This is a genomic window from Paenarthrobacter sp. NPDC057355, assembly GCF_042667405.1.
Taxonomy (GTDB): Bacteria; Actinomycetota; Actinomycetes; order Actinomycetales; family Micrococcaceae; genus Arthrobacter.
In genome coordinates this window covers 1-24,245 of the sequence record NZ_JBHVAL010000032.1, presented here as the reverse complement: position 1 = coordinate 24,245, position 24,245 = coordinate 1, and the positions used below count along the sequence as shown (strand labels likewise).

Below are 24,245 nucleotides of genomic sequence, written 5' to 3'. Positions count from 1 at the left end.
GGGGCGCGGGGTTTTCCGTGATTGAGACACCAGGCGATGACGCCGGAGCGGCGCAGCGCCGTAGCGTCAGCCAGTCCGTGGATTTTGCCCTGTGCACGGAGCCAGAACAACGCATGTTGCTGGCCGTGGCTTCCGTCGCTGACGAATACGGCATCGCGTCAGGATGGGATGAGGAAGCCGGTAAAGCGCGCGGCGTTGCCATCCCCGGGCTTGCGCTGAAGGCAGGAATGGACAGGGTAGCCGCCGAACAGTCCCTGAACCTCCTGTGTGCCAAAGGGATGCTAATCCGGCTGAGGGCCGAAGACACTCCGCATGCACCGGTTTGGGTCCTGCCCGACTACGACGACCAGGCGCCATGAAGAGGCGCCTGGACGTGGTCTTGTCGGTAGAGGCAGCTGGTCCGTTGTGGATCTGCGACTCGTGGCCGCACCTGCCCCAAGTGGTGACCGCGTGAACAAGAGTTCAGCCGGAGTCATCGCCACCATCACACTCTTCGTCCTGCCGATCTTCGTCCTTCTGGGGATCCCTGTGTTCCTCGGTGGTTCCCCGGCCAACGCTTCGGACTGCAGGGCACCTGCAGCGTCCGTGGGTGGGACCATGGTGCCCGGATCGGTGGGTGCTTTCTCGGGAGTGCAGCTCGAAAACGCCGCAGCGATCATGAAAGCCGCAAAGACTCTTGGCCTCCCTTCAGCAGCTCAGCTCTTGGGCGTGCAGGCAGCCATCGGTGAGTCAACGCTGCGGGTTATCGATTACGGCGACGGTGCAGGCCCCGATTCGCGCGGCCTGTTCCAGCAGCGGGACAACGGCGCATGGGGTTCTTACGCGGACCGCATGGACCCTACGATCTCGGCCACGAACTTCTTCAAAGCCCTTCAGAAAGTGGAAGGCTGGGAAACCCTTGAACCGAGCCTCGCCATTCATCGGGTGCAACGCAATGACAATCCCAACCACTACACGCAGTTCCGAGGTGCCGCTGCAGAGATTGTGAAGGTTGTCGGTGGGGAGGCAGCCGCTGGTATTGATACTTCCGGTGCATGCCCGGCACCCGGTGGGTCTGTGGTCGGTCAACTGGCTGGCAAATGGGTGCATCCGCTTGAGGGTGCCACCATGACCAGCGGCTACGGTCCCCGTCCTGCGCCTCCGGGGACGGTCGGGGGAGTGCTGGCCAACTTCCATTACGGGATCGACTTCGCGACCCCCGGTCACGCTGGCACTATTGTCGCGGTCACCGACATGAAGATCGTCAAGGTTCGCAACATGGATGGAACCTTCGGCTCGGGCGTTACCGGTCAGACGATGGATGGGAAGCTGACCATCGGCATGTACCACATGGAAGCGGGGTCGGTGAGGGTCAAGGAAGGCGATGTCGTCTCCGCTGGGACCCCATTGGGCACCGAAGGTGCTACCGGCAATGTCACTGGCCGTCACCTGCACATGGAGTTGTTCCCCGGCTCCCTGCCCAATCCCATGGTCCCTATCAATGCCACTACCGACCCCGGTCCGATCCTCAAGGAAAAGGGAGTGTTGTAAATGAACCGTTGGAAAGAACTGAGCCTCGTGCTGGCTGTGTCCGCGTTGGCCGTCAGTGGGTGTTCGACGGCCTCGAACACTGAACCCATCCCTGGTGCCACGGCAGAGGATCACGGCCCCGGGGAGCACTATCACAACGTCCCGGAGGTCACGTGGGACGCGAAATCAGAGGAAAGCGTGAAGGCCGTTGCCGTCAAGGTCATGGGCATGTTTGCTCGTCCCAATGTTCCTGAGCGGCAGTGGTACACGGATATCTTCCCGCACCTGTCCAAGGAATACGCCGTCGATGCCCAGTACATCGATCCGGCCAGGATCCGCGTCAACGCCATCCAGTCCGGTCCGGTCTTGACCCGTGAAATGGGCAACCCCATGACGGTCACGGCTGAGTTTGCCACCAACAACGGTCCATGGCTGATGCTCCTTCACCGATTGGACCAGCACGAACCGTGGCTGGTGACCTCAATCGCCCCCAAAGACAGCTAATCCCATTTGGTCCCACACTGCAGGGCCGCGCAATCGGCAAAGGAACTGACGAGAAAGAGAGATGACATGGCAACCGATAAGGAATCCATCCGGGAGTTCCCTCCCATCAGTGCCCGCATCAACGACGACAGCACCGGCGTCCTGATCACCGGGACGAACGAACAATTGGTGTTAGGAGAGTCGACCAACGACGTCCGGCGGGAACTGATTGGCATGGTTCAGAAGGAAGCAGAACTGGCAGGTCAGACTTTGCGCGTTACAACCAGCGATGGCGAGGGCATCGAGGTCCTGCTCGTTCACCCCGATGGGACACTCAGGCTCGACGACAAACGGCCGGCAGACCCGGTTGAGACACTTGAGCCGGAAGCGCCTGCAGAACGCACAACAGCGGTCCAGCAGGCACCTGCCATATCCGTGGCTGTGAAGGAGCAAGCCCCTGCCGTGACGCGGGAACGGGCAATCCGCCCGGCGCCGGTCATCGTGCAGGAACCATTCTCGGTGGAAGCGGATGGGACTGTGGAAAGCCCCGCCGCAGCGTCCACCCGGTGGACCCCCGAGGTCGTAAATGCATCAGCAGTTATGCCCGTTGCAGAGCGTGAGAAGGATGATTCGCTGTTCTACGTCCTCGGACATGGTTACGATCTGGACAATTTCGTCCACGACGGGCCTGCAGAGCAAGGCTTCAACGGGTGGCTGAACAAGCTCACCGGCCGCTCCTCGAAGCTGGCTCCCGGTGTCAGTGAGACTGCTGCGCGCCGCGAACAGGCTGAGCTTCTGTGCTGCGAGCGAATCATCCGTCAGGCCACGTGGCAGCGCGGCTCCGTTGCGTTCACGGTTGCCAATAAGAAGGGCAACTCGGCCAAGACCCCGGCAACGGTTTCTGTCTCCGGGATCCTCGCGTCTATCCGTGGAGGTTCCGTCGCGATGATGGAGGTCTCGGATGATCCTGGGCAGCTGGCTGGCCGTTCCGAGGGTGAACAGCGCAGCGGTATCGGGGAGCTGGTGCTCAATGCTGCGAACGTGACCACCAAGGCCCAGCTGGAAGGCTATGCCATCCCGCAAACTTCGTTCGCGCATACCTTCGGTTCAAGCCCTATCCGCCGCGCGCCGCTGGACCGGGAATCAATCGAGACCGTCTCCGCGCTTATCGACCAGTTCTACACAATCCGGGCCATGGACTCGGGCAATGTGTACACGAGTTCAGCGTTTGCCAGTGCACTGGCAACGTCTGACGCTCTCCTGGTCCCCATGATGAACGCCTCCGATTCGATGGGCGAGGCAGTGGAGCTGTTCCACTTCCTCGAGTCGCACGACGATCCTCACTTCCGGGAGCTTGCCAACCGGGCCATCGTCGTCCGGGTCTCCGATGGTCGTCCGGAGTACAAGGTCGAGCGTCTGGTGAAGGACTTCATGCACCAGACCGGTGTGGCTGAGGACCGCATGTTCACCGTCCCTTACGACGCGCACCTGGCGGAGCGTGGCGCGATCACGCTGGAGAAGCTGGCCCCGGCCACGCGTGCGGCCTTCGTACGTATTGCTGCTGCGCTGGTCGTGCAGCTGCAGGACGCCGTTGCCAACCCCACTCCACAGCTCACCAGCGGCCGCTGTGGCCACACAACTCAAGCTCACTAGGAAAGATCGATGATGACCACAGGGCAGGAATCGAAATGGATTCAGGCGGTGAACGGAGAACCGGAGGCAAAGAATACTGCCCCCGTGACGGTGGCCCGTCTGCCGCTGGGTCCGGCCCGCCCGCAGAAAGGTATCGGCCGTCTGGCCGGTGCAGGGCACTTGGACCGGCAGAACGTCGTCGGGAGCCCGGCAGGTGTGTGGGTTCTGGGCACGCACGGCGGCGCGGGGGAATCCACGATTGCCTCGCTACTGGCAGGCTCCAGGCGGGCTTCTCATGCGTGGCCTGTCCGCGAGGACTCGCCACTGTCTGACGGCAATGACAGTGTTCTGCTGGTTTGCCGGTCGAACGCCAAAGGTCTGCGTTCGGCTCAGTCGGCGGCAATTGAATGGGCTTCGGGAGCTCTCGAACCATTGGCCTTGGCTGGTTTGGTGATCGTTTCCGATTCGCCCTCCAAGCTGCCAAAAGACCTGCAAGACCTCATCATCACGGTCTCGGGCGCTGTGCCCCACACATGGCGGATGCCGTGGGTGGAGGACTGGCGGCGGGGAGTACACCCCGCGTTAGCGGATTTGCCTCGTCAGGTCCGCAACACCGTGGCTGACATCCAGCTTCACATCGCCGCGCACACCCCATCACAGTAAGGAAGAGAAACATGTCTGTATTCACCAACACCGTCCTCGTCTCAGGGGCAGTGGTAGCCGATATTCCTCAGCCGATCCCCGGCACTCCTCCGGGAGCTAACGGTCTGCTGACGATCCTGGGCTGGGTTTCATGGATCGTCTTCGCTATCGCCGTTGCCGGTGTCCTCATCGTCGCCGGCAAGATGATGTTCGACCACCGCCAGGGCAACGGTGGGGGACAGGCCGCCACAGGTCTTATCTGGGTTCTCGCTGGTTGCATCATCGCTGCTGTGGCTTCCGGTCTTGTGGGGGCCGTCGTTACTGCCTCGGGTGGCACCGCATGAGCGAAAGCACAGACCCAACACCCAAGGCGGAGAACCCGTTCACTAAGCCCTGGTTCCTCGCATCTGGTGGCGTCGTCGTCGTTATCATCGTGCTGGCGCTTGTGTACGCGCTGCTCCCACCCGTGGGAGCAGCGCCTAACGCTCAACCAACACCCAGAACCGATAAGAGTTCCGTAGCTCCCTCTGCTGCTCCAGGAGACAGCGTCTGCGGGCTTCCCGAGGGGGAGCAAACCATTCCCGGTCCCGGCCTAACTTCCAAATGGGAACTCAACGGCAAAACAGCCGTTCCCGTGGACAGCTCGAAGGTCGGCCCTGGAAGGTCGCTCGACGGACTACGTACCTGCTTCGCACACAACCCGACCGGCGCTCTCTACGCAGCGGCTAACTTCGTGAGCTACGGGACCGAGGGGAAACCAGACATTCTGTTCAAACACCTCGCTGCGGATGGGCCCGCCCGGGACCGCTACCTCAGCAACCCCCCAACCTTCTCAGCACGCGATGATTCGCTGTCTATGCAAATCGCGGCCTTCCGCGTCGTGTCCTACACCGAAAACCTTGCGGTTCTGGAAATCGGGGTAGCAGGCTCCAACGGGGTAAAGCTTTCTGCGCCGTACACGGTGACCTGGGAAAAGGGTGACTGGAAGGTTGTAGTAACCGAGACTCAACCTAAACAGGTCGAGAGTTTCACGAACATGGTGACCTGGGCCGGTGCCTAATGGCTGATGAAAAGGGATGCTCGTTCGGAGACTTGGTTTGCGTAAGCAAGGAAGGTGTCAAGAACCTGACCGGCAGCGCGCTGGAGCAGGTTGCCCAAGGTGTAACTGAGGCATTCGGCAAAGCCGTCGCATGGTTGGGGACATTCTGGGTGAACATGGATACTCCATCATTGATCGCCACTGGAACGACGTCCTCCGCTGAGGTCGAGTTTCTGCAGGGACATCTTTGGTACTACACGCTGGCATTGGCAGTGCTCGCTATCCTTGTCGGTGCTGGCCGGATGATCTGGGAACAGCGCGGCGAGCCGTTGCGGCAAGTCGCCCTAGGGCTGGTGCGCTTCATCCTTGTCTCAGCTGGCGGCGTTGCAGCCATCCAGTTGTTTGTCGCAGCTATGGATGCTCTGGCGAAATGGCTGATCGATGAGGCCACGGCAGGATCCGGCTTCGGAACCAACCTGGCTGCGATGATCAATCTGTCAGGCAACATCGGCGTCATTCTCGTTATCGTCCTGGGATTGCTGGCGGTGATCATCTCCCTGATCCAGCTGGTATTGATGGTGTTCCGCTCAGGCCTTCTCGTGGTGCTGGCCGGTATTTTCCCGACGACTGCTGCTTTCACGAACACGGAGATGGGCCGTCAGTGGTTCCAGCGCTGCGTGGGCTGGATCATCGCCTTCGTCCTGTACAAGCCTGCGGCCGCGTTGATCTATGCGACGGCGTTCAAGCTAACCGGGGCCAACTTCTTTGGCGACGACGGGACTGGCGGTGTGAAAATCCTCGCAGGTCTAGGCCTGATGTTCATCGCCTTGATTGCCTTGCCTGCGTTGATGCGCTTTGTCACTCCAATGGTGGGTGCCGTTGCTGGCGGCGGTGGTGGCGGTGCGGCGTTTGGCGCTGTGGCCGGTTCCTTGGCTACTGGCGCGATCAACAAGGGCAGCTTCTCCGGTGGTAGCCGCTCTGGCGGGCACCAATCGTCTTCCAGCTCTGCGGGTACTGCAGGGGAGAAGGGACCGAAAGGCTCCACCGAGACGGGTTCCAAGTCCAACCCGAGCGGCGGGGGAAGTACTCCTGCCAAGGGTGCCTCCACTGCTGGAACGTCGACGGCTGCAGCTCCTGTGGTTGGGGCAGGTGCGGCCACGGCCGGAGCCGGCGCGCCCAAGGCGGGTGCACACGCAGCCATGGTTGGTGCAGGCGCTGGCGGAGGAGGGGTTGCCGCCACTGCAGCTGCGGGACCGGTAGGTGCCGGAATCGCCGCCGCCACTCGGGTCGCTACGAGGGGCACAGAAGCCGCGAAGCGCGCGGCGGAATCATCGACGGGCGATGGCCCGTCCGGAAGCAAAGGATAAGCATGAGCGAACCTACTATTTACACCGAACCAACCTACGGAAATTGGCGCAAGCCGCGCACTGGCGGCATCGGCAAGCTGGGATCATTGGAAACCGGGCTGCTGATCGGCGGCTTGTTGGTCGTCATCATTTTGTTCCGCTTCACCGGCGCCTTGGGCGGCGCTGCTGCCCTGGTCATTCTTGGTGTGGCCTTCGCTGCTCTGACTGTGCGTGATAAGCACGGTCTTTCCATGAGCCAGCGAATCATTGCCCGCCGACTGTTCAACCGCTCATCAAAGTCCTGTCGGAATATCTACCGTTCTGGCCCTGTAGGACATGTCCCCACGGGTAAGTGCCGGCTGCCAGGCCTGCTGGCTACCTCGGAGCTGCACGAATTCCAGGACAGCTTCATGCGTCCTTTTGCGCTGCTGCACATGCCCGCAACTAATCACGTCAGCGTTGTCATCGAAGTAGAACCCACGGGGCTTGCTTTGGATGACCGGGAGAACATCGATTCCTACGTTGCGAACTGGGGAGCATGGCTCTCGGGTCTGTCCAAGACTTCCGACATCGTTGCTGCCTCGGTCACGGTCGAGACCGCTCCCGACTACGGAGTACGTCTGCGGCATGAGATCGACTCGAACATGGCCGAGTCTGCTTCAGCTGCCTCCCGGGAAATGATGGAGGAAGTAAAGGTCACCTTCCCCCAGCAGTCAGCCGTAACGCGCGCTTACATCGCGTTGACGTTTACAACATGGCGTCCTGGAGTGGAGCGGAACCGTAAGATCGAGGACATCGGGCTTGATCTTGGCTCGCGTTTAGGCAAATTCACAGAGCATTTGGAGGTGTGCGGTGCCGGGGATGCACACCCGGTGACCGCGCAAACGCTCTGCGAGGTTGTCATGAGCGCCTATGACCCGATGCTGGCAGAGCACTTCGACGCGGCTCACAGCCAAGGGGTTACCCCTCCGGTGAGATGGGACAACGCCGGCCCTGTGGCCCATGAGGCCGGCTGGGAGTGGTACCGGCATGCCTCTGGTTTCTCCAAGTCCTGGGTGATGTCCGTTGCCCCGCGCGGTGTCATCTTCTCAAACGTCTTCGAGGACCTGCTGACGCCCAGCCCGGACGTTAACCGCAAGCGTGTGACCTTCCTGTACCGTCCGGTTGCTGCCGGTTCGGCCATGGACGTGGCTGAGGCTGATGTTAACGCCGCCAAGGTACGTGCATCGGCTACGAAGCGTCCTAGCTACCGTGCAGCTGCAGAGCTTGCCTCTGCCGAACAGACAGCGCGGGAAGTCGCCAAGGACGCGTCCTTGATCAACTTCGGCATGGTTATCACGGCAACCGTGATGCGCTCCTCTGATGCCCGTGCAGCGGCCTACGAAATCGAGGACCTTGCCGGCACGGCGCAGCTGATCATTCGCCCGGCCTACGGTTCGCAGGACGTTGCTTTCGCGGCGTCCCTGCCTCTGGGCCTGGTGCTTCCTGATTACGTCGCAGTTCCTGCCCGCGTTCGAGAGGCCATCTAATGAAATTTCGTTCCCTCTTCAGCAAGAATGACGACGCTCTGGAAGTGGCTCCACAGCTGCCGGACGTCGAGCGGATCCGCAAGGCAGGACGGAGAGCATACATCGCCCCCTCCAAGCGCGGTTACGCAGTGCCCGGAGGCGGCCACGCCTCTTACATCGACCTTCCCGCCGAATACCGCGGATCGTCCCGGCAGGTCTGCGGACTGTACCCCTTCTCGTCAGGGGCGGGCTCACCGCTAGCTGGGGTGCCGCTCGGCTCGAACCTCCTGACCGGCAACATCGTGGGCTTGGATCACTTCACCGCCTACCAGCGGGGTCTGATTCCCAACCCCAGCGTGTACTTCATGTCCAACCCGGCCTTGGGCAAGTCCACGCTGGTGGGCAAGATCATGATGGGCCTGGATGCCTTCGGCGTGTTGTCCATGACCTTGGGAGATGTGAAAGGCGAGCACGTACTCCGCACCCGCATGATGGGTGGCAAAGTGATCAGGCTCGGTAATGATCGTGGCTACCTGAACGTGCTCGATTCACACATCGCCATGCGAGCCGCCGAACGGCTGACCGGTGGCGCGCGTCAGGAAGTCCTGACAGAGGCCCACTATCACCGCAAGTCCCTGCTCATGGCGTTGCTGACCATCGCCCGTGGTTCTTCCATCACTGAGGAAGAAACCATCGTCTTGGACAAGGCTCTGCGCATCCTCTTTGACCGCTTCGACGGTGTGCCGCTGATCAAAGACCTCGCTCAGGTCATTGCCGAGAAGCCTGAAGCCCTCCGCAACGCGGTTCTCGACCGTGGAGAAGACGAACGATACGCCAACTCCACCGATGCCCTGAGGAAGTCCCTCAACGGCATTGCGGACGGCAGCACTATCGGCGGAATGTTCTCCCGCCACACCCGCAAAGAGGACCAGATGGACATCACCCGGTCCTGCGTCTTTGACCTCTCGGCCATCGATGACACCCTGCCCGAACAGCAGGCCGCTGCAATGCTCGCGTCCTGGTCAACAGGTTTCGCGGCCGTCAAGGTCTCCCAAGTGCTCGCGGACGCCGGACTGGAACCGCGACGGAACTACAACATCGTCCTGGACGAACTCTGGCGGGCACTGCGCATCGGACGCGGCATCGTGGACCGGGCCGACTCCCTGACCCGCCTGAACCGCCACCAAGGCATCGGACAGATGATGATCTCCCACACCCTCAAAGACTTCGACGCCGTAGCTGACGAAGCTGACCGCAAGAAGGCGCAGGGCTTCGCTGAACGCTGCTCCATGATCGTCATGGGTGGCCTCGGCAAGTCTGAGATGGACGCTGTGCAGAACCTGCGGAACATGACCCGGGCCGAACGGCAGCGCATCGTTTCATGGTCAGACTCAAAGAAGATCACCTCCCGGGGCGGGACTCAAGCGCCCTACGGTCGAGGAAAGTTCCTGATCAAGCTCGGGCAAGGTCCAGGGATTCCCGTCGAGACCCGGCTGACCTCTGTTGAAGACCGTGTGGCAGACACCAACCAGCGCTGGGAAGCGCTGCGCAAAGAAGGCCTGACACCGGAAGAAATCGAACGCCAGCTGGGCATCACCGACGCCGACGTTGAGGAGACCGACCATGATGCAGCAGCGTAAAGGGAACGCGATCACATCCGGCCAGAAGGCCGGCTCCGCTCTCCTTGGCCTGTGCGTAATCATCATCGGCGTCCTGGACGCCGGAATCTACGGCGGGTCCATGCTCAGCGGCGACGGGCAGAAAATCCCCGCCAACCCGTTCGGAACACCCTTCCTGCTGGTGGGAGGCAAAGTCGGCTGGTCCACAACCTCCACGGTCGTGGCCGTCGTGACGGCGGTCCTGATCCTGCTTGTAGCCCTGGCCATCCTCCGCTTGGTCATGCGCTCCCGCAAGGGCCGCACCCGTGTGGACCACAAAGCATCCCTGATGGGACGCGGCAAAGACATCTCCCAGATCACCCACAAGTCCGTGGCCGCCTCGGCCGCCCGGTTCGGTGTGCAGGGCTCCATCGGTGCGTTCATCGGCCTCACCGTGGCCGGGATGCAAAAGGTCTACGCAGACTTCGAATCCGTGGTCCTGCAAATCTGGGGTCCCCGACAGGGCAAGTCCTCCACACAGGTTATCCCGCGCGTCCTGGACGCTCCCGGCGCCGTCCTCACCACGTCGAACAAGCCCGATGTCATTGACGCAACCCGCCTTGCCCGGTCAGTCGTGGGCCAAATCTGGGCCTTCGACCCGCAGAAGATCAGCGGCGATCCCGCTACCTGGTGGTGGAACCCCCTGTCCTATGTCCGCAATGACGAGCGGGCCATGAAGCTGGCCGAAATCTTCATGGTCGCCGGCCGAGGCCCGAACGTCACCGGGGACGCGTACTTCGACAACGAGGGCAAGGACATGCTCACGTCCCTGTTCCTCGCGGCCTCGATCGGTAACAAGCCGATCAGCATCGTCTACGACTGGATCAACCAGGGCAAGCCCACCGAACCCAGCAGGTTGCTCCGCGAGCAGGAGAACGGCATCTACGCCGCTTACGCCTCATCCCTTGAGACTCAGCTGCAGTACGAACCGGCACAGCGCGACGGCGTTGTCGGTACCGCAAAAGCCATGGTGCAGACCCTCAAATTCGTAAGCACCCTGCAGTGGGTCAACCCGCTCTCGGAATCGGACTCCCGTCCGCAGTTCAGCCCGGAAGAGTTCGTCCGCACCGCCAAGGACACCTTGTACGTGCTCTCCAAGGAAGGCGGCGGCTCAGCTGCAGCGCTGACCACAGCGCTGACGGTCGCGGTCGCGGACGCTGCGGAGGAATATGCCATGGCCCAGCCCGGACGCAGGCTCGCTGTGCCGCTGATGCTTCCCCTGGATGAGATAGCGAACGTCTGCCCGTGGAAGGACCTCCCTGACAAGTACAGCCACTACGGCTCCAAGGGCATCATTCCCGAGGCCTATCTGCAGTCGTACTCCCAGGGCGAAGAGCTGTGGGGAGAAAAGGGCATGCGGAAGATCTACTCCGCCAGCTCCGTCAAAGTCATCGGCTCAGGCATCGACGAGGAAGGTTTCCTGCGTCAGTTCTCGTCCCTGATCGGTGAATACACCTACGACACCGTTTCCACGAGCTCATCGAAGACCGGCCAATCCCGGTCGGTGACCCCGGACGGTGGGAAGGAAAGCATCCTCACTGTCGCTGACCTGTCCGCACTTCCCATCGGCCGCGCCGTGGTCAAGCGTTCCGGCGCACACGCGACGCTGATCAAAACCCAGCAATGGAAGGACGGCACCCATGCTGACTCGGTATGGCTGTCGCTGGACCTTTACGACCCGTCGGAGAAGAGCAAGGAAATGACCGCAGCCATCCTCGAACGCAAAGACGCCGACGCCAACCCCGTCGTCATCGCCTACAAAGCCCAAGCCCCGGCACCGGTCCCGGCACCCGCTGCTGAGGCCTCACGCTGGATCACGGCGGCCGGCAATGACTGAGAGCCACGAACCGATGGACGCCTGGTCGGACCTGCCAGCGACAGAACCTGATGCGGCTAGCGAACCTGATACAGCTGCATCGTCCTCTCAGGAGGAGGTTCTGCCGGGCACGGAAGCCGAGGAAGCTCCTGCCAGCACAGACAAGAAGGACGATGCGGAAGTCGAGGACTTCCAGCTCACGGCCGCTGAAGTTGTAGCCCTCATTGGCGACCGCTCCGAGCAGATGTCGGTCAGCACGTTCCGGACACTCGTCACCCACGGCGAGGCACCCAAGCCCCTGAGCTGGGGACGCACCCCTCTCTGGTCGTTCCGTGTCATCGAGGACTGGATCTCCGAGATGTTCGCCTCCGGTGTGTTCACCGCAGCGGCTTCCGGGCCTGCACCTACTGAGGCCCCAGCCGGACCGGCTGCAGCTGAAGCCGCGTCCGAAAGTGAGCAGGAACCCGAAGCGGAACTGGTGTTCGGCTCAACCGCCCAATGGGTCGAGGAATTCCTGGTCCCCATGTACCGGCGCGAAATTACTGTCAACGGCAACCACACCACGTGGTGCCCGGAGTGGTGGCGTCATGCCGAAGCGATTATCCGATTTGAAGCACTGTGGCGGGCATGGGAACACCTCCGCCTCGACGGCAAGACCGGCATGAGTGTCTTCATGAAAGACCATCTCGACCACCACCTGCCCATCCTGCTGGACGGTAAAGGCCCCTTCGATGGCTGCAGCCTTACCGGTGGCCACGCCAAAGCCCCCGACGGCATCAAAGCATTCCGTACCGTCACCCCACCATCTGAGCTGTTCCCCGATGTACGCCCACCAGTAAACGAGATAGAGGAGTAAAGCCATGAACGAATCAGACGGCATCAACGAAATCTTCGATGACCTCCTGCGACAGGCGCTCATGTTCGCGTCCAGGATCGGTGAGCAGACCGCCCGGGCACGCCAGCAGTACCTTGAACAGGCTCGCGCCCGCAGCGAACAAGAGGGCAGAGAGGCGACCGCCCGGTTCGACGCAGAGCGCAACGCCGCCCGCGTCGCCCTCGCTCCGGTCGCAGAAGACCGGTGGTGGGACACAGCTACCCCTGAACAGATTGGAGCTGCGTACGAATCCGCCACGGCGTGGGCCAGGGAGGATTCAGACATCGCCAAGGTCCACACGGCCATGGACGAGCAGCTGGCCACGCGAGGCGTCATCGTCGCTGGCACAGAGCCGGGACAACTCACCGCTTTACTGCGGGCCAAGGAGTGGGCAGCGGAAAGGGACCCGCTCCTGGCCAACCGGCACGCGAGTGAAGTGGTCAACGCCAACAGCCGGGACCGTGAGCGCTTGAACAACCAACTCGTCGCCTCATGGCTGTCCAGCCCGGAGGGGCAGGCACACGCCGAAAGGGAAAAGGCACGGACCGCGGAAGCCTCTACAGAGGAGGAGCCGGGTCAAGCGCAGGCTCAACATCAAACCGACTTGAAGCAAGCCAGCGAATGGGCAGCACAGCATCAGCCCGAATACTTCGCTGACTGGCAACAACGGCGAAACTTTGCCGACAGTATTGCCGATGAGCGTGCCGACGACGAAAGGCTGATCCAACACTGGCGCACCACAACGGGCACACCTGCACCTGCCGCCAAGCCGGACTTCACGCGAGCCAACGAGCTGCGATCTGCTGCCTACTTCAAGGAAGCCGCCGCCACAGGTTCACGGCTCGATGGTGACGCCGCAGCCGCACACGCTCAAGACCTGCGGGAGATGATCCCCTTGGAGATGGAGACCGGCCCCGCCGCTGATGACGCTGCATGGTACGCGCAGGAGGCCGCCAAGGCCGACGCCCTGGCAGTGGAGAACTGGGACACCGCAGACCGCCGAGAGGACTTCGCCCGAACGCTCCATGGCAAAGCCGACGAAGCCACCGTCGACGCCCGGATCCTCGCTGACGTCAGCCAAGGGACGCATCCGACCGCCGCTGTAAAAGGGCCGGCTCCTACCGCAACCAAAGCCCGTAAGAACACCAACATCCCCCGCGCTCACCAGATCAGCAAAGGCGGCCGCTAAACAATGTCACTGTTCTTGAAAGGACGCCTCTGATGCGACTTGACGTAGTAAAAGACCCCAACCTGGACTCCTACTTCGGTACGGAGCTTGCTGAGGATATGCGTAGCTCCATCCATGCAGGCGGAGACTGCCGAGCCTGCGGCAAGCAGCTAACCGCTGGACAGAAAGTCCGTCTCGATGCTGCAACGGATGGATTCATTCCGCATGTCTGGGCGCGTCATGCCACCTGCCCGCCCACGACGGCGACACCCATGGCAGCGTCCACGCTTACGGAGATGACCTGGATGACTTCCGGCGGACTAGTGCCAGTTGGAGGAACTGCGTTCCAGAAGCCCCGGTTGGTTGCTGTTGCCATTCTGAACCCTAGCGTGGACGGCTTTGCGTTCAGCCCCGGCGTCGAGGAATGGCCACCCAGCCTGAACGACTGGTACGTGTCCCAAGGCCTTTCCAAACCCGGTCAGCTCACCATGGGCTCACCGTCCAATCCCAATTGGACGGCGCGGTGGATAGGTGATGCCGTGGCGTTCGATTTGATCCCTCTAGGGATGGGATACGAAGCCGACATGCCCCCGCAGGCGGTCGACGCCATCACAGACTGGGGAGGTCTCATGCTCATCGTTACCCACGCCGAGGTCCCCGCCGAGGTTGTGTCCTCTGAACAAGAGTTCGCGACGTTCATGGGTGCCGGCAACTACACCACGGCCTGGCTCCCGCTGGCCTGACACCTCTGGATTCCAACCGTCTTACAGTCGGTACAAAAGCGAAGGCCCTGAACCTCCGGCAAAGGAGGTCCAGGGCCTTTCGTATGCGCACCCCTACCTAGCGGCCCCGGCCCTTGTCGCGTGCCTTGTCGGCCGTCGTGGCAGTCTCGGCTGCCGTCGTCGGGGCAGGGTTCTCCATCGCCTTACGCGGTGGTCGGCTCACCCCTGCAAGGAACTTGACCTGTTCAAGATCCTCCGGAAGTGCGGAGCCTCCGCCCTCGGTTGAACTCGTTGCAGCTGCGATCCACTTCGACGCTTCAGACGACTCCCGCGCTGCTGGAACTGGCTGTGTCGGAGCAGGCTTCGACGCCTCGATACGGGCCTTGACTTCACGCAACCGGTCCACGGCTGCGACACGAACACGCTCCGCGTCCGAAAGCCTCCCGGCGGCTTGGTGCATGTCATGAATGGCTCTCATCGTGTTACGCAGCTGAGCAAGCAGCAAGGCTTCCCCTGCCGTTGTCGAAGGGCCGACAGCGGACTGCATCAGCAGCATCCCCGCGCCCTTGGCACTAGGCAAAGGAGCATGCTCCGTCTTCGTCGGGAAGCGACGCAACTGTGCTGTCCTGGACAACGCTTTTGCCGTGTCAGCCAGTGGACCAGGAACGGCCTCCGTCCGCAGACTCCACGCAGCGAAAGCACCTGACGTTTCCCGCGCAACCTGCGCCCACAATGCCGGGTCATCAACAGGCACGGACTTGATCCGCTCGTACAGCGAACCGACCTCGGCGGTGTACTTCTCCCACTGTTCCGCTGTCGGCTGCACAGCCTCCCTGCCGGGAGCAGCGATACGTTTACCGTCCGTCACGGCCTGCCACTCAACCGTCGCGGCGTCAGCAGCTTCCTGCGAACCATCCCAGCCCGAGCGAAGTCTTGGCAGGGTCAAGTCCCGCGCGAGCTTTCCGCCGCCGAACCACACCGGCTTCTCAGCCCGGTTTGATGGTTTCAAAGCAACGGAGTAACCCTCCACAACGGTCGTGCTGCCCTTGGCAAAGCGGGGGCGGATGAGAACACCCGTGCCGCGCAGGCGGCGCACAAACTCAGCCTCGTCAACGCTCGCTGTGCTAGCTGCCCGGACGCTCCGCTGCAGCGTTTCCCGAGGCAATTCTGCACGTCCCTGGGCAACTGCGGCGGCTTGCTCTTTAGGATGATAACCGCGCTCTGCGTGCTCACCTCGCCCGACGCGCAGCCCGTACTTCTTCTCCAGCGCGGCGCAGACTTTTTGGGAGCGTGGCTGGTCCTTGTGCTGGCTCCACTTTGTGCCGTCTTCACGGATCATGGATACGGCCATGTGGATGTGGTCGTTACCGGCTTTGCTTACGCCGTGGTGAATGGCAACCCAGCGGCATGGTGGCTTCCCGTCGCTGCCGGTGAATCCCATCTCTTCCGCAAAGTCCTGTGCGATACCGGCCCACTGCTCATCGGTCAGCGAGCCTTCGTCGGCTTTCAAACTCAGTGAAACATGGAAGACGTGCTTGCTCGCAGAGTCAGCCGCAAAGACGGCCTTGGGGATGTCCATCTCGTGCGCCAACGTCTTCGCATTCTCGGCGTTCAACGCAGCACCGCGTTCGACACTGACGATGGCATCCGACGCCGTAATGAGTCGCATGCCAGTGTGCTCGTTTGAGCGTCCCGGCCCGGCCAAGTACATGATCAGGCCAACCATCTTGGTGCCTTTGGTGATGTTCGGCATCATGGCCGCATCACCGACACAACCGCATCATCAATACGGACCATCAACCGACGCGCAGCATCCACCGCAGCGGCCGCATCATCAGGAAACTCACTGGTGGCGTTGGCGTGCCTGGCGATCTGGTTGATGTTGTTCGACATGGCACCAAGCAGAGTACGGATGCCCAACAGCTCGACGGCGACATTGCGCCGGTCCGTTGCCGTTTCACCAGCCTCCGAGAAGGCCGAATCAAACAACAGCCGGGGAACGGACACGTTCTGCTGAATCGCACGGACAGTCAGTGCAGCCTTCTCGTCCTCGGTGACGTACACCTCAACTTTGCGGTTGCGTCCACCGGGAACGTTGTCACGGCGTGACTTACCGAGGCGGCTTGCCTTCGGTGCGTCACCCATGTCCCAACATCCCTTCACATGCCCAGCGCAGCGACCCCAAAACCTCAGGGACTCACACACCAGTGTGACAGAGACACGACCTCAGGTCGAGCCGACAAGCCATTTACCCATGGGTAAATATATAGCTTGCTCCGCCATTGGACGGGGATGGCTTTAAGGAAAAGGGTAGGTGGGTGTCAGGGAAAACCCAGCCCGGCTGTTTAGCGTGGGGGTATGGATTTGGATCAGTTGGAGAGTGCCGCGGTGCAGCGGCTTGAGGCTGAGCGGACCGCGAAAATCGCGGCGCTCAAGACTGTTGCTGAAGCAGCTGTGCGGGTCGCTGACCTTCGCGCGCACATGGTGTCGGCGGAGGCCGCGCACACGGCGGCGTATCGTGAAGTGCTCAAGCACGGGTGGACCGATGCTGACCTGAAGCACTTCGGGATCGACCAGCCAGGAAAGAAACCCACCGGCCGGCCCCGCCGGCCCTCCGGCAGCACCAACCCGGTCAGTGCGGTCAGTGTCGGGGCAGGTAACGAGAACGGGTACCAGGGGTAGCCTCTCGCCCACATGGGCACGGCAAAAGCCCAACCGCTCCGCTGCTTTTCCCGCACACATGTGGACGACAGGAACCAACCGACCACCTGCACACAACCACCACGGCACCACTCCGCCACACGTCACCGTTCGTGAGCGGTGGATGTGCACAGCTTCTGACACGCAGAGGGTCACCAACGGGCGCCTTTCCCATGGACCAAGCCCACCATTGCCGGCTCACCTGAACAGGTGGGCCGGCTTCTTTTCAGCAGGGACCACAAAACACCAGAGCGGGCCGGGCCGGGACACGTGGGCACGCTCACCCCTGAGCCGGTTGGCTGTCACAACGCAGGGGGACTTCCAGCGAGGTACTCCCCGCAATCACCCAAAACCACCCCAGCGCCGCGCACGACAGAAACAAACCACCAAACCCGACCACAGACACCCACCAAACCGAGACTGTGCACATCCACCGCCCACTCACGGTGACCTCTCGGCGGAGTGGCGCCGTGGTGGTTGTGTGCAGACGGGCCGAGGGGTCCCGTCGTCCACATGTGCGCGGGAAAAGCCCTGCTTTTAGCTTTTGCCGTGGACATGTGGGCGAGGGGCAAACCCACCCAGCCACGCACTGTTGCCGGCCGAGCCCTGGCGAGGCCGGCCGGCCACAACCCAACCACCCCAGGGTGACTGGCAGCGCCGGTGAGCGCGGCAACCAGGGGGTTGTGTGTGCTGGCGTGGGACGGCGGTCTGCCGCACCCGACCACAACAAAAGGCTGCCACCAGCGCGGCGGACCGCCACCACAAACACCGGTGCCATGACCCGCCGTCTGGTTCGGCGATCGGTGGTGGTGTCGGGTAAGCTCAGGATCAAGAAAAGGGCACGGAGCCTAGCTAGTTCGAGTAGCTAGGGTACGTGCCCTTTTTCTATGCCGGTTTACTTCCCGGTGATGATCTTCTCTACCGGGGAAAGCTCATACCCCCACACCACCAACTGGTTCAGATAATGGCGGTGGGCTTGTTGCGGGTTCCTCCAGGACTGCCGGGTCATGTCCGCTTCAAAACTAGCCAGTACGGCGGCGAGGATCGTGGTGTGATTTCGTGGTACGTGCGGCCATCTTCCTGTAATAGCCGTGTTCGTTCTCCTTCCCGCCGAGGAATTCCCCTGCCAGTGTCAGGTGGTGGCTGATGCCCTTGGAGCATATGCCCTCATCAGAACCTCATGAGAACCTCATGAGAAAAGGTTGCTCCTGGGACCAGCACTGCACTGTCCAGCACAACACTTAGGAGAGCAACCTCGGCACCCATCGTAAATCGAGTCCTCATGCATCTGCCCCCGGACAGGGCAAGGTGTCATGAGAACGTCGTTTTCTCTAGGTTCTCCGGCGCGGTTGTTGCCTCGAATGCTGCCATGTACAGCCGTTCCTCAAGGGTGAGATAGGGCAGCGGTTTGAGGTGGTGCCCGTCGTCAGGCTCGTCGGTGACGCGCTGTATACCCGGTCTTAGTAGTGGTGGCGGGCCGCGATGATGACGATTTGGTCCGGTTCTGCCGCGTAGACGAGTCGGTGTTCGTCGGTGATTCTCCGGGACCAGTACCCGGAGAGTTGATGCTTGAGGGCTTCCGGTTTGCCGATGCCGTCAAAGGGGTCACGCTGGCAGTCTTTGATGAGCAGGTTGATACGTTTGACCATCGCCTTGTCCGCGCCGATCCAGTAGACGTAGTCCTCCCAGGCTTTATCGGTGAAAAGGATGTTCATTCAGCCAGTTCTCGCCGGCTCACGGTCCCGGCCCGATGCTGGGCAATACTTTCCAGGAGGTGGGCTGCGTTCGCTGGGGTCCGCAAGAGGTAGGCCGTTTCCTCCAGGGCTTCGAAGTCCGCGAGGGACATCAGGACGGCGCTGCCTTTCTTGGACACGATTTCTATGGCCGTATGGTCAGCGTTGACCTGCTCAATGAGCGGAAACAGTTCTGCCCTGGCTTTTGAAGCGGTGATAGCCACTGCGATTCCTCCCTAATAGTGGTACGAAATACTGTACCAAACCTAGGTTAGGTTTTGCTGCTGCCGGATGGTGCGGGAGGAGGTGCGTAGGCTGGGGGGGTGGAGAATCACACGGGTGCTGCCGGGCGGGCGACTGAGTTGGTCAGGTTGGCGGTTGAAGGGTCCGCGGGCCCTATCTACCCACACCAAACCCCACCTAGGGACACCCCCGAGGAGCACCTTCGAAGCCGCGGCAGATCCTGGGAGAACCAAGGAAGTGGCACCCCGGGGTGACGCCTTCCTACTCATCCGGATCACCAGAACCCCGCGAACAAAGTCCTTCTTGCCCGGTGTTGTTGGGGGTTGGGTAGTGTTCCCGGTAGGCGGTTCGGAGGGCCTCGTGGGCTTGACCGGTCAGGAGATCGACGGCGGCGCGGGTGAGACCCATCCGTGCGGCGATGTCACCCGGATCCGCGCCGAGGACATCGGCGCGCCACAGGATCTCCTGCCACGCCGTTGGAAGAGACCGTAACGCGGTCAGGACATCCTGCAGAGGCGTGTACCCGGGGAAACCTCCAACCCCACCGCCATCGTCCGGTCCTGTCAAGGCCTGCTCATCCGTGTGTTCGAGCCCTGCTCCGGGGGCTCGGGCATCGGCCCTTCTTTGGCGGGTCCCCGCAAGGTCGCGGCGGCGCCACGGATCGCGGTGAACAATTCAGCGGCGAAGAACTGGGGCGCAGTCTCAGCGTTGAGGGCATGGACGGTTTCGGTGAACGCTTCCCGGAAGATGGCTTCAGCAGCATCTTCATTGCTGCTCAGCGACCGGGCCAACACCATCCCGGCGTCCCGGTGCGTCCTGTGCAGAAGATGAACTGCCTTGGCGTGGCATGCCAGCACACCAGGCAAGAGCGCCTCCCCCGTCGTTGGGATGCCCCGCGTTGTTGGAGAATCCGGTGTAGCTGGTGTTGCCCCCGAACCGGTAATACAGCCCATGATCGTCTCTGCCCCCTTACCAAGACCAACCCCCGGAACGCGAGTGAACGCTCCACGGTGTCAGTGTCCGACACCGGGGTGAAACCCGCGCATAACGACACCCTGCACGGAATCGTCCCCGGGGTGGGCGGTCCCACGCACCCCAAATGCGATGGACCCGCCCACCATCCTGCCGGGACCAGTCCGCCACGACAGGGGTATAGCGCTGAGGCCCCGTAGGAAGTTCTGAGCCCACCTCCTCAAAACCCCAGCACACACTTAACCAGCACCACCCCAGAAAGTGATGCACATCACCCACTTGGGTGAAATTCGCGATGAGGATACGCAGATGGCCCCCACAGCGCGGGTGACACTGAGGCCGACAACGGACGAAGGCCGGCCCCATCTGAACTGGCACCGGCCTTCCGGCTTTTCCTCAACAGAGGACATCTCGCGCCCAGGCCCGCAGCCTACCGGGGGCTGAACGGAAACCGTGCTGGGCGTACTTCCAGCCAACGGTTAGACGGGGTAATTCCTCGCCCGGGTAGGTTGCCACGCCTTTTTGGGAAGCAGGTCGCGTGGCACGCCCCCCCGGGCTCGGCCACGCGACGCGACGGCACCATACGCACCTCCGCCGCCCTGCGCGCCCCGGCCTCAATGGGGGCTGAGTAATAGACGGCGCGCACTGCTCGCCCGAGGCGCTTCTCGGCGCGTGTTCCTGCGGCAGGGGACTCACTCCGTACCGCCGCCACCCACGCTCTCAGGCACCTACATAACCCGCTCAAACCCCGAACGTGACGCATTGGAGATGCCAACGCCCCAAGGATCACCTTCGACGACAGAGGAAATCCCCCAAGCTCACAGGAGCACTTATACCCGCTCGTCTAGTTCCAAAGATGCTCACCGACAGTGGTGGCCCCGCCCATGGCGGGACGGGGCCACCTGTGTCCGTAACAGGCCAGTTCTCAGCGGACACATCCGGGGCTTACCGGGGGCTCAGCCAGCAAACCCGCGACGAAACGAAGCACCCCTTTCCCTGGGGGTGCGTCGTTTGATGGTTGCCGCTCCGGGGAGGCGTCGTGGACTCGCCCCCGGTCACTGTCGGCGCCGTGGACAGCTTGCACACAATGGGGACAGCCCGAGCTGTGCGGAGGGCTCCACCTGCCCCCAGTGGGCACAACCCCTCCACCCTGTGTCGCACCCCTCCCTCAGACGGATGCCGGAGGCCCGCATGTGCCGCTACAATTTTTACGATTCGTTCGAACATATATACGAATAAGTGTGATAGTGAACCCGGATCAAGCCAAGGCACTGCACGCGAAGTATTCCAAGCGTGCCCAGCCGTTCGGGCTCACTCTGGAAGAGCTTGATTTCAAGAACTTCCCTTTGAGCAACGGGTATCCGGGGATTCCGGGTACATGCCTGGCTGCGGTTCCCGAACTGCGCCGAGCTGGTCGAGGGCGAGGTGTTCGCGTGGACGGAACGGGCAGCGGAAGTGACGTGGAAGGACGGGCCGTTGACGTATCGGACATGGGTGTGGGCCGCGCGTTTGGTCAGTTTCGTCTTGAACTTCCTGACGCACCTCGTAGAGGGAACCGTGCTGGATAACATGCTCGACCGGCGGCAGAACGGCCGCGTCTCCAACGGACAACAGTTCGCCTGGCGAGGACTGCCCCGTCAGCGCTTCACCGAAAAAGTCCCGTGCGCTTCGCGACGAACTCACCACACACTGAACCACCCGCCCCGAAATACTCGCAGCTCTCATCACGGGCAACGACCCGGAAGCACCCACCCTGTTCTAGAGTTGGCCAAATTGCAATGCTTTGGAGGCTGTTGTGGTGATCTCATTTCTGTAGCAGGAACCCAGAGAATGTGTGAACGCTTCACGCGGATGTGAAAACGCATTCGTCGTTTCAACGTGATCATTTCTCCTTTCAGAATCCGCCGGTATTGGTTCTTCTCGCGAGCAACAGGTGACTTTATGCAGCGCCAGAGCTAGGTAGCAGCAGCCTCGTGGCCAGCGCTTCTCCTGCCGCGCATGTGCGAGCCCCATCAACACGGGCCCACAAGTTTGCCCATCAGACGCGCGTCTTCACCGTCACTCGGAATCCGCGGCAACCGGCGGAACATGCCCGTCCCGCATGTAGGCCCAGAAGCCCGGCAACGAAGCCCTGTTCCAGGGACGACTTTCGGCACGGTTCAGACACATGGGTTCCTGGTACGCGGGAGCTCATTCTTGCCCGGTGCTGTTGTGCCCCCCTCTTGGGAACAGGCCCGGGGATCCGGGCCTGCAGAACCAGCACCACCCTCCACCCGGGGCCACGATCAGCCTGGGGGCCGGGTGTGTTCTGGTTCCCAGTATCGGCAGACCTGACCCGGCCGAGCTGGAAGATCGGTGCGGCTCCCGCAGCTGGGGTTCGTCACGGAAATGGGGTTTGGTCGTATTCGTCGTGGCGCCGGGAGTGTGCGGGTGCCTTGTTCTGCGGTGCCGTCTTGTGGTGGTCACCGCCCCTCCTTGTGTGGAAGGTGTGTTTGATGGTTTTGGGTTTGTGGTCCAGTACAGCTGGTGTTGGTGCCGGTCGGGTGCTGGCAGGGCGTGACGGTTCGGGTGTGCTGGCCCGGCTCCTGGGCGTGATACTGGCCGTGGCGGTGACATTGACATTGTTCGTTGTCGTGGATGTCGCGGCCGGGCCGGCCGCGAACGCTAAACCGCCGGTAGTGGTCCCGACGACCCCACCGCGGGTCACCGACCCGAACAAAGTCCGCAGGATCGGATTCCCGACCCTGCCGGGAACGAATGTTCCGCAGTTTGACGCGGTGGAGGTCTACCCCGGGATCTGGGTTGCCAACCACAACGACCCCGGAGGTTCCTGGCTGCAGTTCGGAAAGAAGTGGGGTCCGGCCCATGATGAGGTGGTGTGGCAGCGTAATGTTGATCAGATCACCGCTGACCTGGACCGGTTGTTGTCCACCGGGTCGGGCAAGTCCACCATGAAAGTCGCCGGCACCCTGGAACCCAACGGGGGGAAGTACAACCAGTGGATTGATCACAGCGGCCGGGGCCTGCCCGCCGGAACAGCGAACCCGGAGATCGGGGTGGTGATCTTCCCCACCCCCGGCCAGGGTGCGCAAGCAACCCCCCTTAACGAAATCCCTGCAGGGAGCGCCTCCTACGTAGCCTACGACCCCGCAGAGGTTACCGGGTTCCGTGACGTCAATACCGCTACTGCATTCGCGCAGGACCCGGTGGCCGGACTGGGCCATGAGCTCATCCACGCCGCCGACTACAAGGCTTACACCAACCCACGCGGCCCCGACGGTAAGCGTCTTGAGATGGACACCCCCTACAGGATCTTTCGGGGCGGCACCCGGGAGGCTCCCACTGGCCCGTCGGATTGGCACAAAACCCCTCTGGCTTACGCTGAGATCCTGACGGTGGGTGGCGAAGCCGAGACGACGCTGCTGCGACGGCATTTGAAAGCCCACCCGGAGTTATCCCCGGTCCCGCTCGAGGATCTGTCCATCACCTCCCATCCCTGGCGACTCAAGGCCGCCGTGCAGGCGCTGGACGCGGTCACCGGGGGCGAGGGGAAGGCATCACCGGAGTTGTTGAAGCGGGCAAGGTTGTTGTCGGAGTTGGCGATGGTGAATCCGACGGAGGGGAAGATCGGCGCGGACCTGGAAACAAGTATCCGCACACGGTACCTCAACGCCTACTTCCATGGCCCTGATGGACGCGCCACCAGCGATCTGCGTTTTACCCGTGATCCGGCGGCGGGGCCGTTGAGCCGGGAGGATCTGGCGAACCCGTACCAGTCTTCGAAGCTCCGCCCGATGGGTCCCGGAAGGGTCCCGGTCTGTGGTGCTGCGGGCGGGGACGGGGCGAATGAGTCCTGCGAGCCTGATGTTGCTGAGTCGAAGCCGATGAGTGAGGAGGAGGTGAAGACGTTTGAGGAGGACGTGAAGACCCGTGTGGAGTTGGAGAAGAGCAGTACTTCTGAGAGCGTGTTTTTTGAGTCGTTGTCGGTGGAGGATTTGCAGGTTCTTGCCGGGATGGGTGTGACGGGTTCGCCGGAGATGGTGCGGGATGCTGTGTCGTTTGCTCCAAAGGCCCCTGCCGCGGGCGAAGGCCACGGGGGTTTTGGTGAGGGTCCGGGTGGTGTGGGGACTCCTGAGTTCAATGAGGTGTTGCGTTCGAAGGGTTTTGCTGAGTTGAATTCCCGGGGTGAGGGCCCGCATG

23 protein-coding genes are annotated in these 24,245 nt (G+C 62.1%); 16 read left to right on the top strand and 7 right to left on the bottom strand.

The features are described from left to right. From ACFUOZ_RS20825 to ACFUOZ_RS20765, 13 genes are all read left to right on the top strand, one after another. A partial coding sequence (locus ACFUOZ_RS20825; protein WP_377551823.1) for a hypothetical protein occupies positions 1-359 on the top strand: 359 nt, incomplete at its 5' end. 91 nt (positions 360-450) lie between these two features. Further along, positions 451-1,530: a M23 family metallopeptidase gene (locus tag ACFUOZ_RS20820; RefSeq protein WP_377551821.1), complete on the top strand. Its 1,080-nt coding sequence runs from the start codon at positions 451-453 to the stop codon at positions 1,528-1,530. After that, on the top strand, positions 1,531-2,013 hold the full coding sequence (locus ACFUOZ_RS20815; protein WP_377551819.1) for a hypothetical protein: 483 nt from the start codon (positions 1,531-1,533) through the stop codon (positions 2,011-2,013). It abuts the gene before it with no gap. A gap of 66 nt (positions 2,014-2,079) precedes the next feature. Continuing rightward, positions 2,080-3,645: a hypothetical protein gene (locus tag ACFUOZ_RS20810; RefSeq protein WP_377551817.1), complete on the top strand. Its 1,566-nt coding sequence runs from the start codon at positions 2,080-2,082 to the stop codon at positions 3,643-3,645. 84 nt (positions 3,646-3,729) lie between these two features. Continuing rightward, positions 3,730-4,287 carry a DUF6668 family protein gene (locus ACFUOZ_RS20805; RefSeq protein WP_377551815.1) on the top strand — a complete coding sequence of 186 codons (558 nt, stop codon included), beginning with the start codon at positions 3,730-3,732 and terminating at the stop codon, positions 4,285-4,287. A gap of 11 nt (positions 4,288-4,298) precedes the next feature. Further along, positions 4,299-4,610, top strand: a complete 312-nt coding sequence (locus ACFUOZ_RS20800; protein WP_377551813.1) for a hypothetical protein — start codon at positions 4,299-4,301, stop codon at positions 4,608-4,610. Continuing rightward, positions 4,607-5,326 (top strand): hypothetical protein, encoded by a 720-nt coding sequence (locus ACFUOZ_RS20795; protein ID WP_377551811.1) that lies wholly within the window; start codon positions 4,607-4,609, stop codon positions 5,324-5,326. The genes ACFUOZ_RS20800 and ACFUOZ_RS20795 overlap by 4 nt, the downstream gene beginning before the upstream one ends. Beyond that, the gene (locus ACFUOZ_RS20790; protein ID WP_377551808.1) at positions 5,326-6,672 is read left to right on the top strand and encodes a hypothetical protein; all 1,347 of its coding nucleotides are present in this window, start codon (positions 5,326-5,328) and stop codon (positions 6,670-6,672) included. The genes ACFUOZ_RS20795 and ACFUOZ_RS20790 overlap by 1 nt, the downstream gene beginning before the upstream one ends. A gap of 2 nt (positions 6,673-6,674) precedes the next feature. Beyond that, positions 6,675-8,180, top strand: a complete 1,506-nt coding sequence (locus ACFUOZ_RS20785) for an SCO6880 family protein (protein WP_377551806.1) — start codon at positions 6,675-6,677, stop codon at positions 8,178-8,180. After that, positions 8,180-9,799 carry an ATP/GTP-binding protein gene (locus ACFUOZ_RS20780; protein WP_377551803.1) on the top strand — a complete coding sequence of 540 codons (1,620 nt, stop codon included), beginning with the start codon at positions 8,180-8,182 and terminating at the stop codon, positions 9,797-9,799. Before ACFUOZ_RS20785 ends, ACFUOZ_RS20780 begins: the two co-directional genes overlap by 1 nt. Beyond that, positions 9,783-11,654: a type IV secretory system conjugative DNA transfer family protein gene (locus ACFUOZ_RS20775; protein ID WP_377551801.1), complete on the top strand. Its 1,872-nt coding sequence runs from the start codon at positions 9,783-9,785 to the stop codon at positions 11,652-11,654. The genes ACFUOZ_RS20780 and ACFUOZ_RS20775 overlap by 17 nt, the downstream gene beginning before the upstream one ends. Continuing rightward, positions 11,647-12,489 (top strand): DUF4913 domain-containing protein, encoded by an 843-nt coding sequence (locus ACFUOZ_RS20770; protein ID WP_377551799.1) that lies wholly within the window; start codon positions 11,647-11,649, stop codon positions 12,487-12,489. Before ACFUOZ_RS20775 ends, ACFUOZ_RS20770 begins: the two co-directional genes overlap by 8 nt. A 4-nt stretch (positions 12,490-12,493) precedes the next feature. After that, complete coding sequence (locus ACFUOZ_RS20765) at positions 12,494-13,696, top strand: hypothetical protein (protein WP_377551797.1); 1,203 nt, start codon at positions 12,494-12,496, stop codon at positions 13,694-13,696. A 217-nt stretch (positions 13,697-13,913) separates the two neighbouring features. Here ACFUOZ_RS20765 and ACFUOZ_RS20760 read toward each other — a convergent pair whose 3' ends face one another. Continuing rightward, a complete protein-coding gene (locus ACFUOZ_RS20760; RefSeq protein ID WP_377551794.1) occupies positions 13,914-14,051 on the bottom strand; it encodes a hypothetical protein in 138 nt (45 codons plus the stop codon). Between the two features lie 13 nt (positions 14,052-14,064). Here ACFUOZ_RS20760 and ACFUOZ_RS20755 point away from each other — a divergent pair, with 13 nt between their 5' ends. After that, on the top strand, positions 14,065-14,418 hold the full coding sequence (locus ACFUOZ_RS20755; protein WP_377551791.1) for a hypothetical protein: 354 nt from the start codon (positions 14,065-14,067) through the stop codon (positions 14,416-14,418). A 97-nt stretch (positions 14,419-14,515) separates the two neighbouring features. Here the strand turns inward: ACFUOZ_RS20755 and ACFUOZ_RS20750 are convergent, their stop codons facing one another. Further along, on the bottom strand, positions 14,516-16,153 hold the full coding sequence (locus tag ACFUOZ_RS20750; protein WP_377551789.1) for a relaxase/mobilization nuclease domain-containing protein: 1,638 nt from the start codon (positions 16,151-16,153) through the stop codon (positions 14,516-14,518). After that, on the bottom strand, positions 16,150-16,542 hold the full coding sequence (gene mobC / locus ACFUOZ_RS20745) for a plasmid mobilization relaxosome protein MobC (protein WP_377551786.1): 393 nt from the start codon (positions 16,540-16,542) through the stop codon (positions 16,150-16,152). Before mobC ends, ACFUOZ_RS20750 begins: the two co-directional genes overlap by 4 nt. 213 nt (positions 16,543-16,755) lie before the next feature. On the opposite strand from mobC, the gene ACFUOZ_RS20740 reads away from it, so the two are divergent. Continuing rightward, positions 16,756-17,079 (top strand): hypothetical protein, encoded by a 324-nt coding sequence (locus tag ACFUOZ_RS20740; protein WP_377551784.1) that lies wholly within the window; start codon positions 16,756-16,758, stop codon positions 17,077-17,079. A 1,478-nt stretch (positions 17,080-18,557) separates the two neighbouring features. On the opposite strand, the gene ACFUOZ_RS20735 is transcribed toward ACFUOZ_RS20740, so the two are convergent. The 4 genes from ACFUOZ_RS20735 to ACFUOZ_RS20720 all read right to left on the bottom strand — a co-directional run bounded on the left by ACFUOZ_RS20735 (position 18,558) and on the right by ACFUOZ_RS20720 (position 20,026). After that, on the bottom strand, positions 18,558-18,812 hold the full coding sequence (locus ACFUOZ_RS20735; RefSeq protein ID WP_377551781.1) for a Txe/YoeB family addiction module toxin: 255 nt from the start codon (positions 18,810-18,812) through the stop codon (positions 18,558-18,560). After that, positions 18,809-19,054, bottom strand: coding sequence for a type II toxin-antitoxin system Phd/YefM family antitoxin (locus tag ACFUOZ_RS20730; RefSeq protein WP_377551779.1), 246 nt, complete (start codon positions 19,052-19,054; stop codon positions 18,809-18,811). Before ACFUOZ_RS20730 ends, ACFUOZ_RS20735 begins: the two co-directional genes overlap by 4 nt. 280 nt (positions 19,055-19,334) lie before the next feature. Next, positions 19,335-19,640 carry a hypothetical protein gene (locus tag ACFUOZ_RS20725; RefSeq protein ID WP_377551777.1) on the bottom strand — a complete coding sequence of 102 codons (306 nt, stop codon included), beginning with the start codon at positions 19,638-19,640 and terminating at the stop codon, positions 19,335-19,337. Further along, on the bottom strand, positions 19,637-20,026 hold the full coding sequence (locus ACFUOZ_RS20720) for a hypothetical protein (protein WP_377551774.1): 390 nt from the start codon (positions 20,024-20,026) through the stop codon (positions 19,637-19,639). Before ACFUOZ_RS20720 ends, ACFUOZ_RS20725 begins: the two co-directional genes overlap by 4 nt. 2,514 nt (positions 20,027-22,540) lie before the next feature. On the opposite strand from ACFUOZ_RS20720, the gene ACFUOZ_RS20715 reads away from it, so the two are divergent. Further along, on the top strand, positions 22,541-24,245 hold a 1,705-nt coding region (locus ACFUOZ_RS20715; protein ID WP_377551772.1), incomplete at its 3' end, for a hypothetical protein.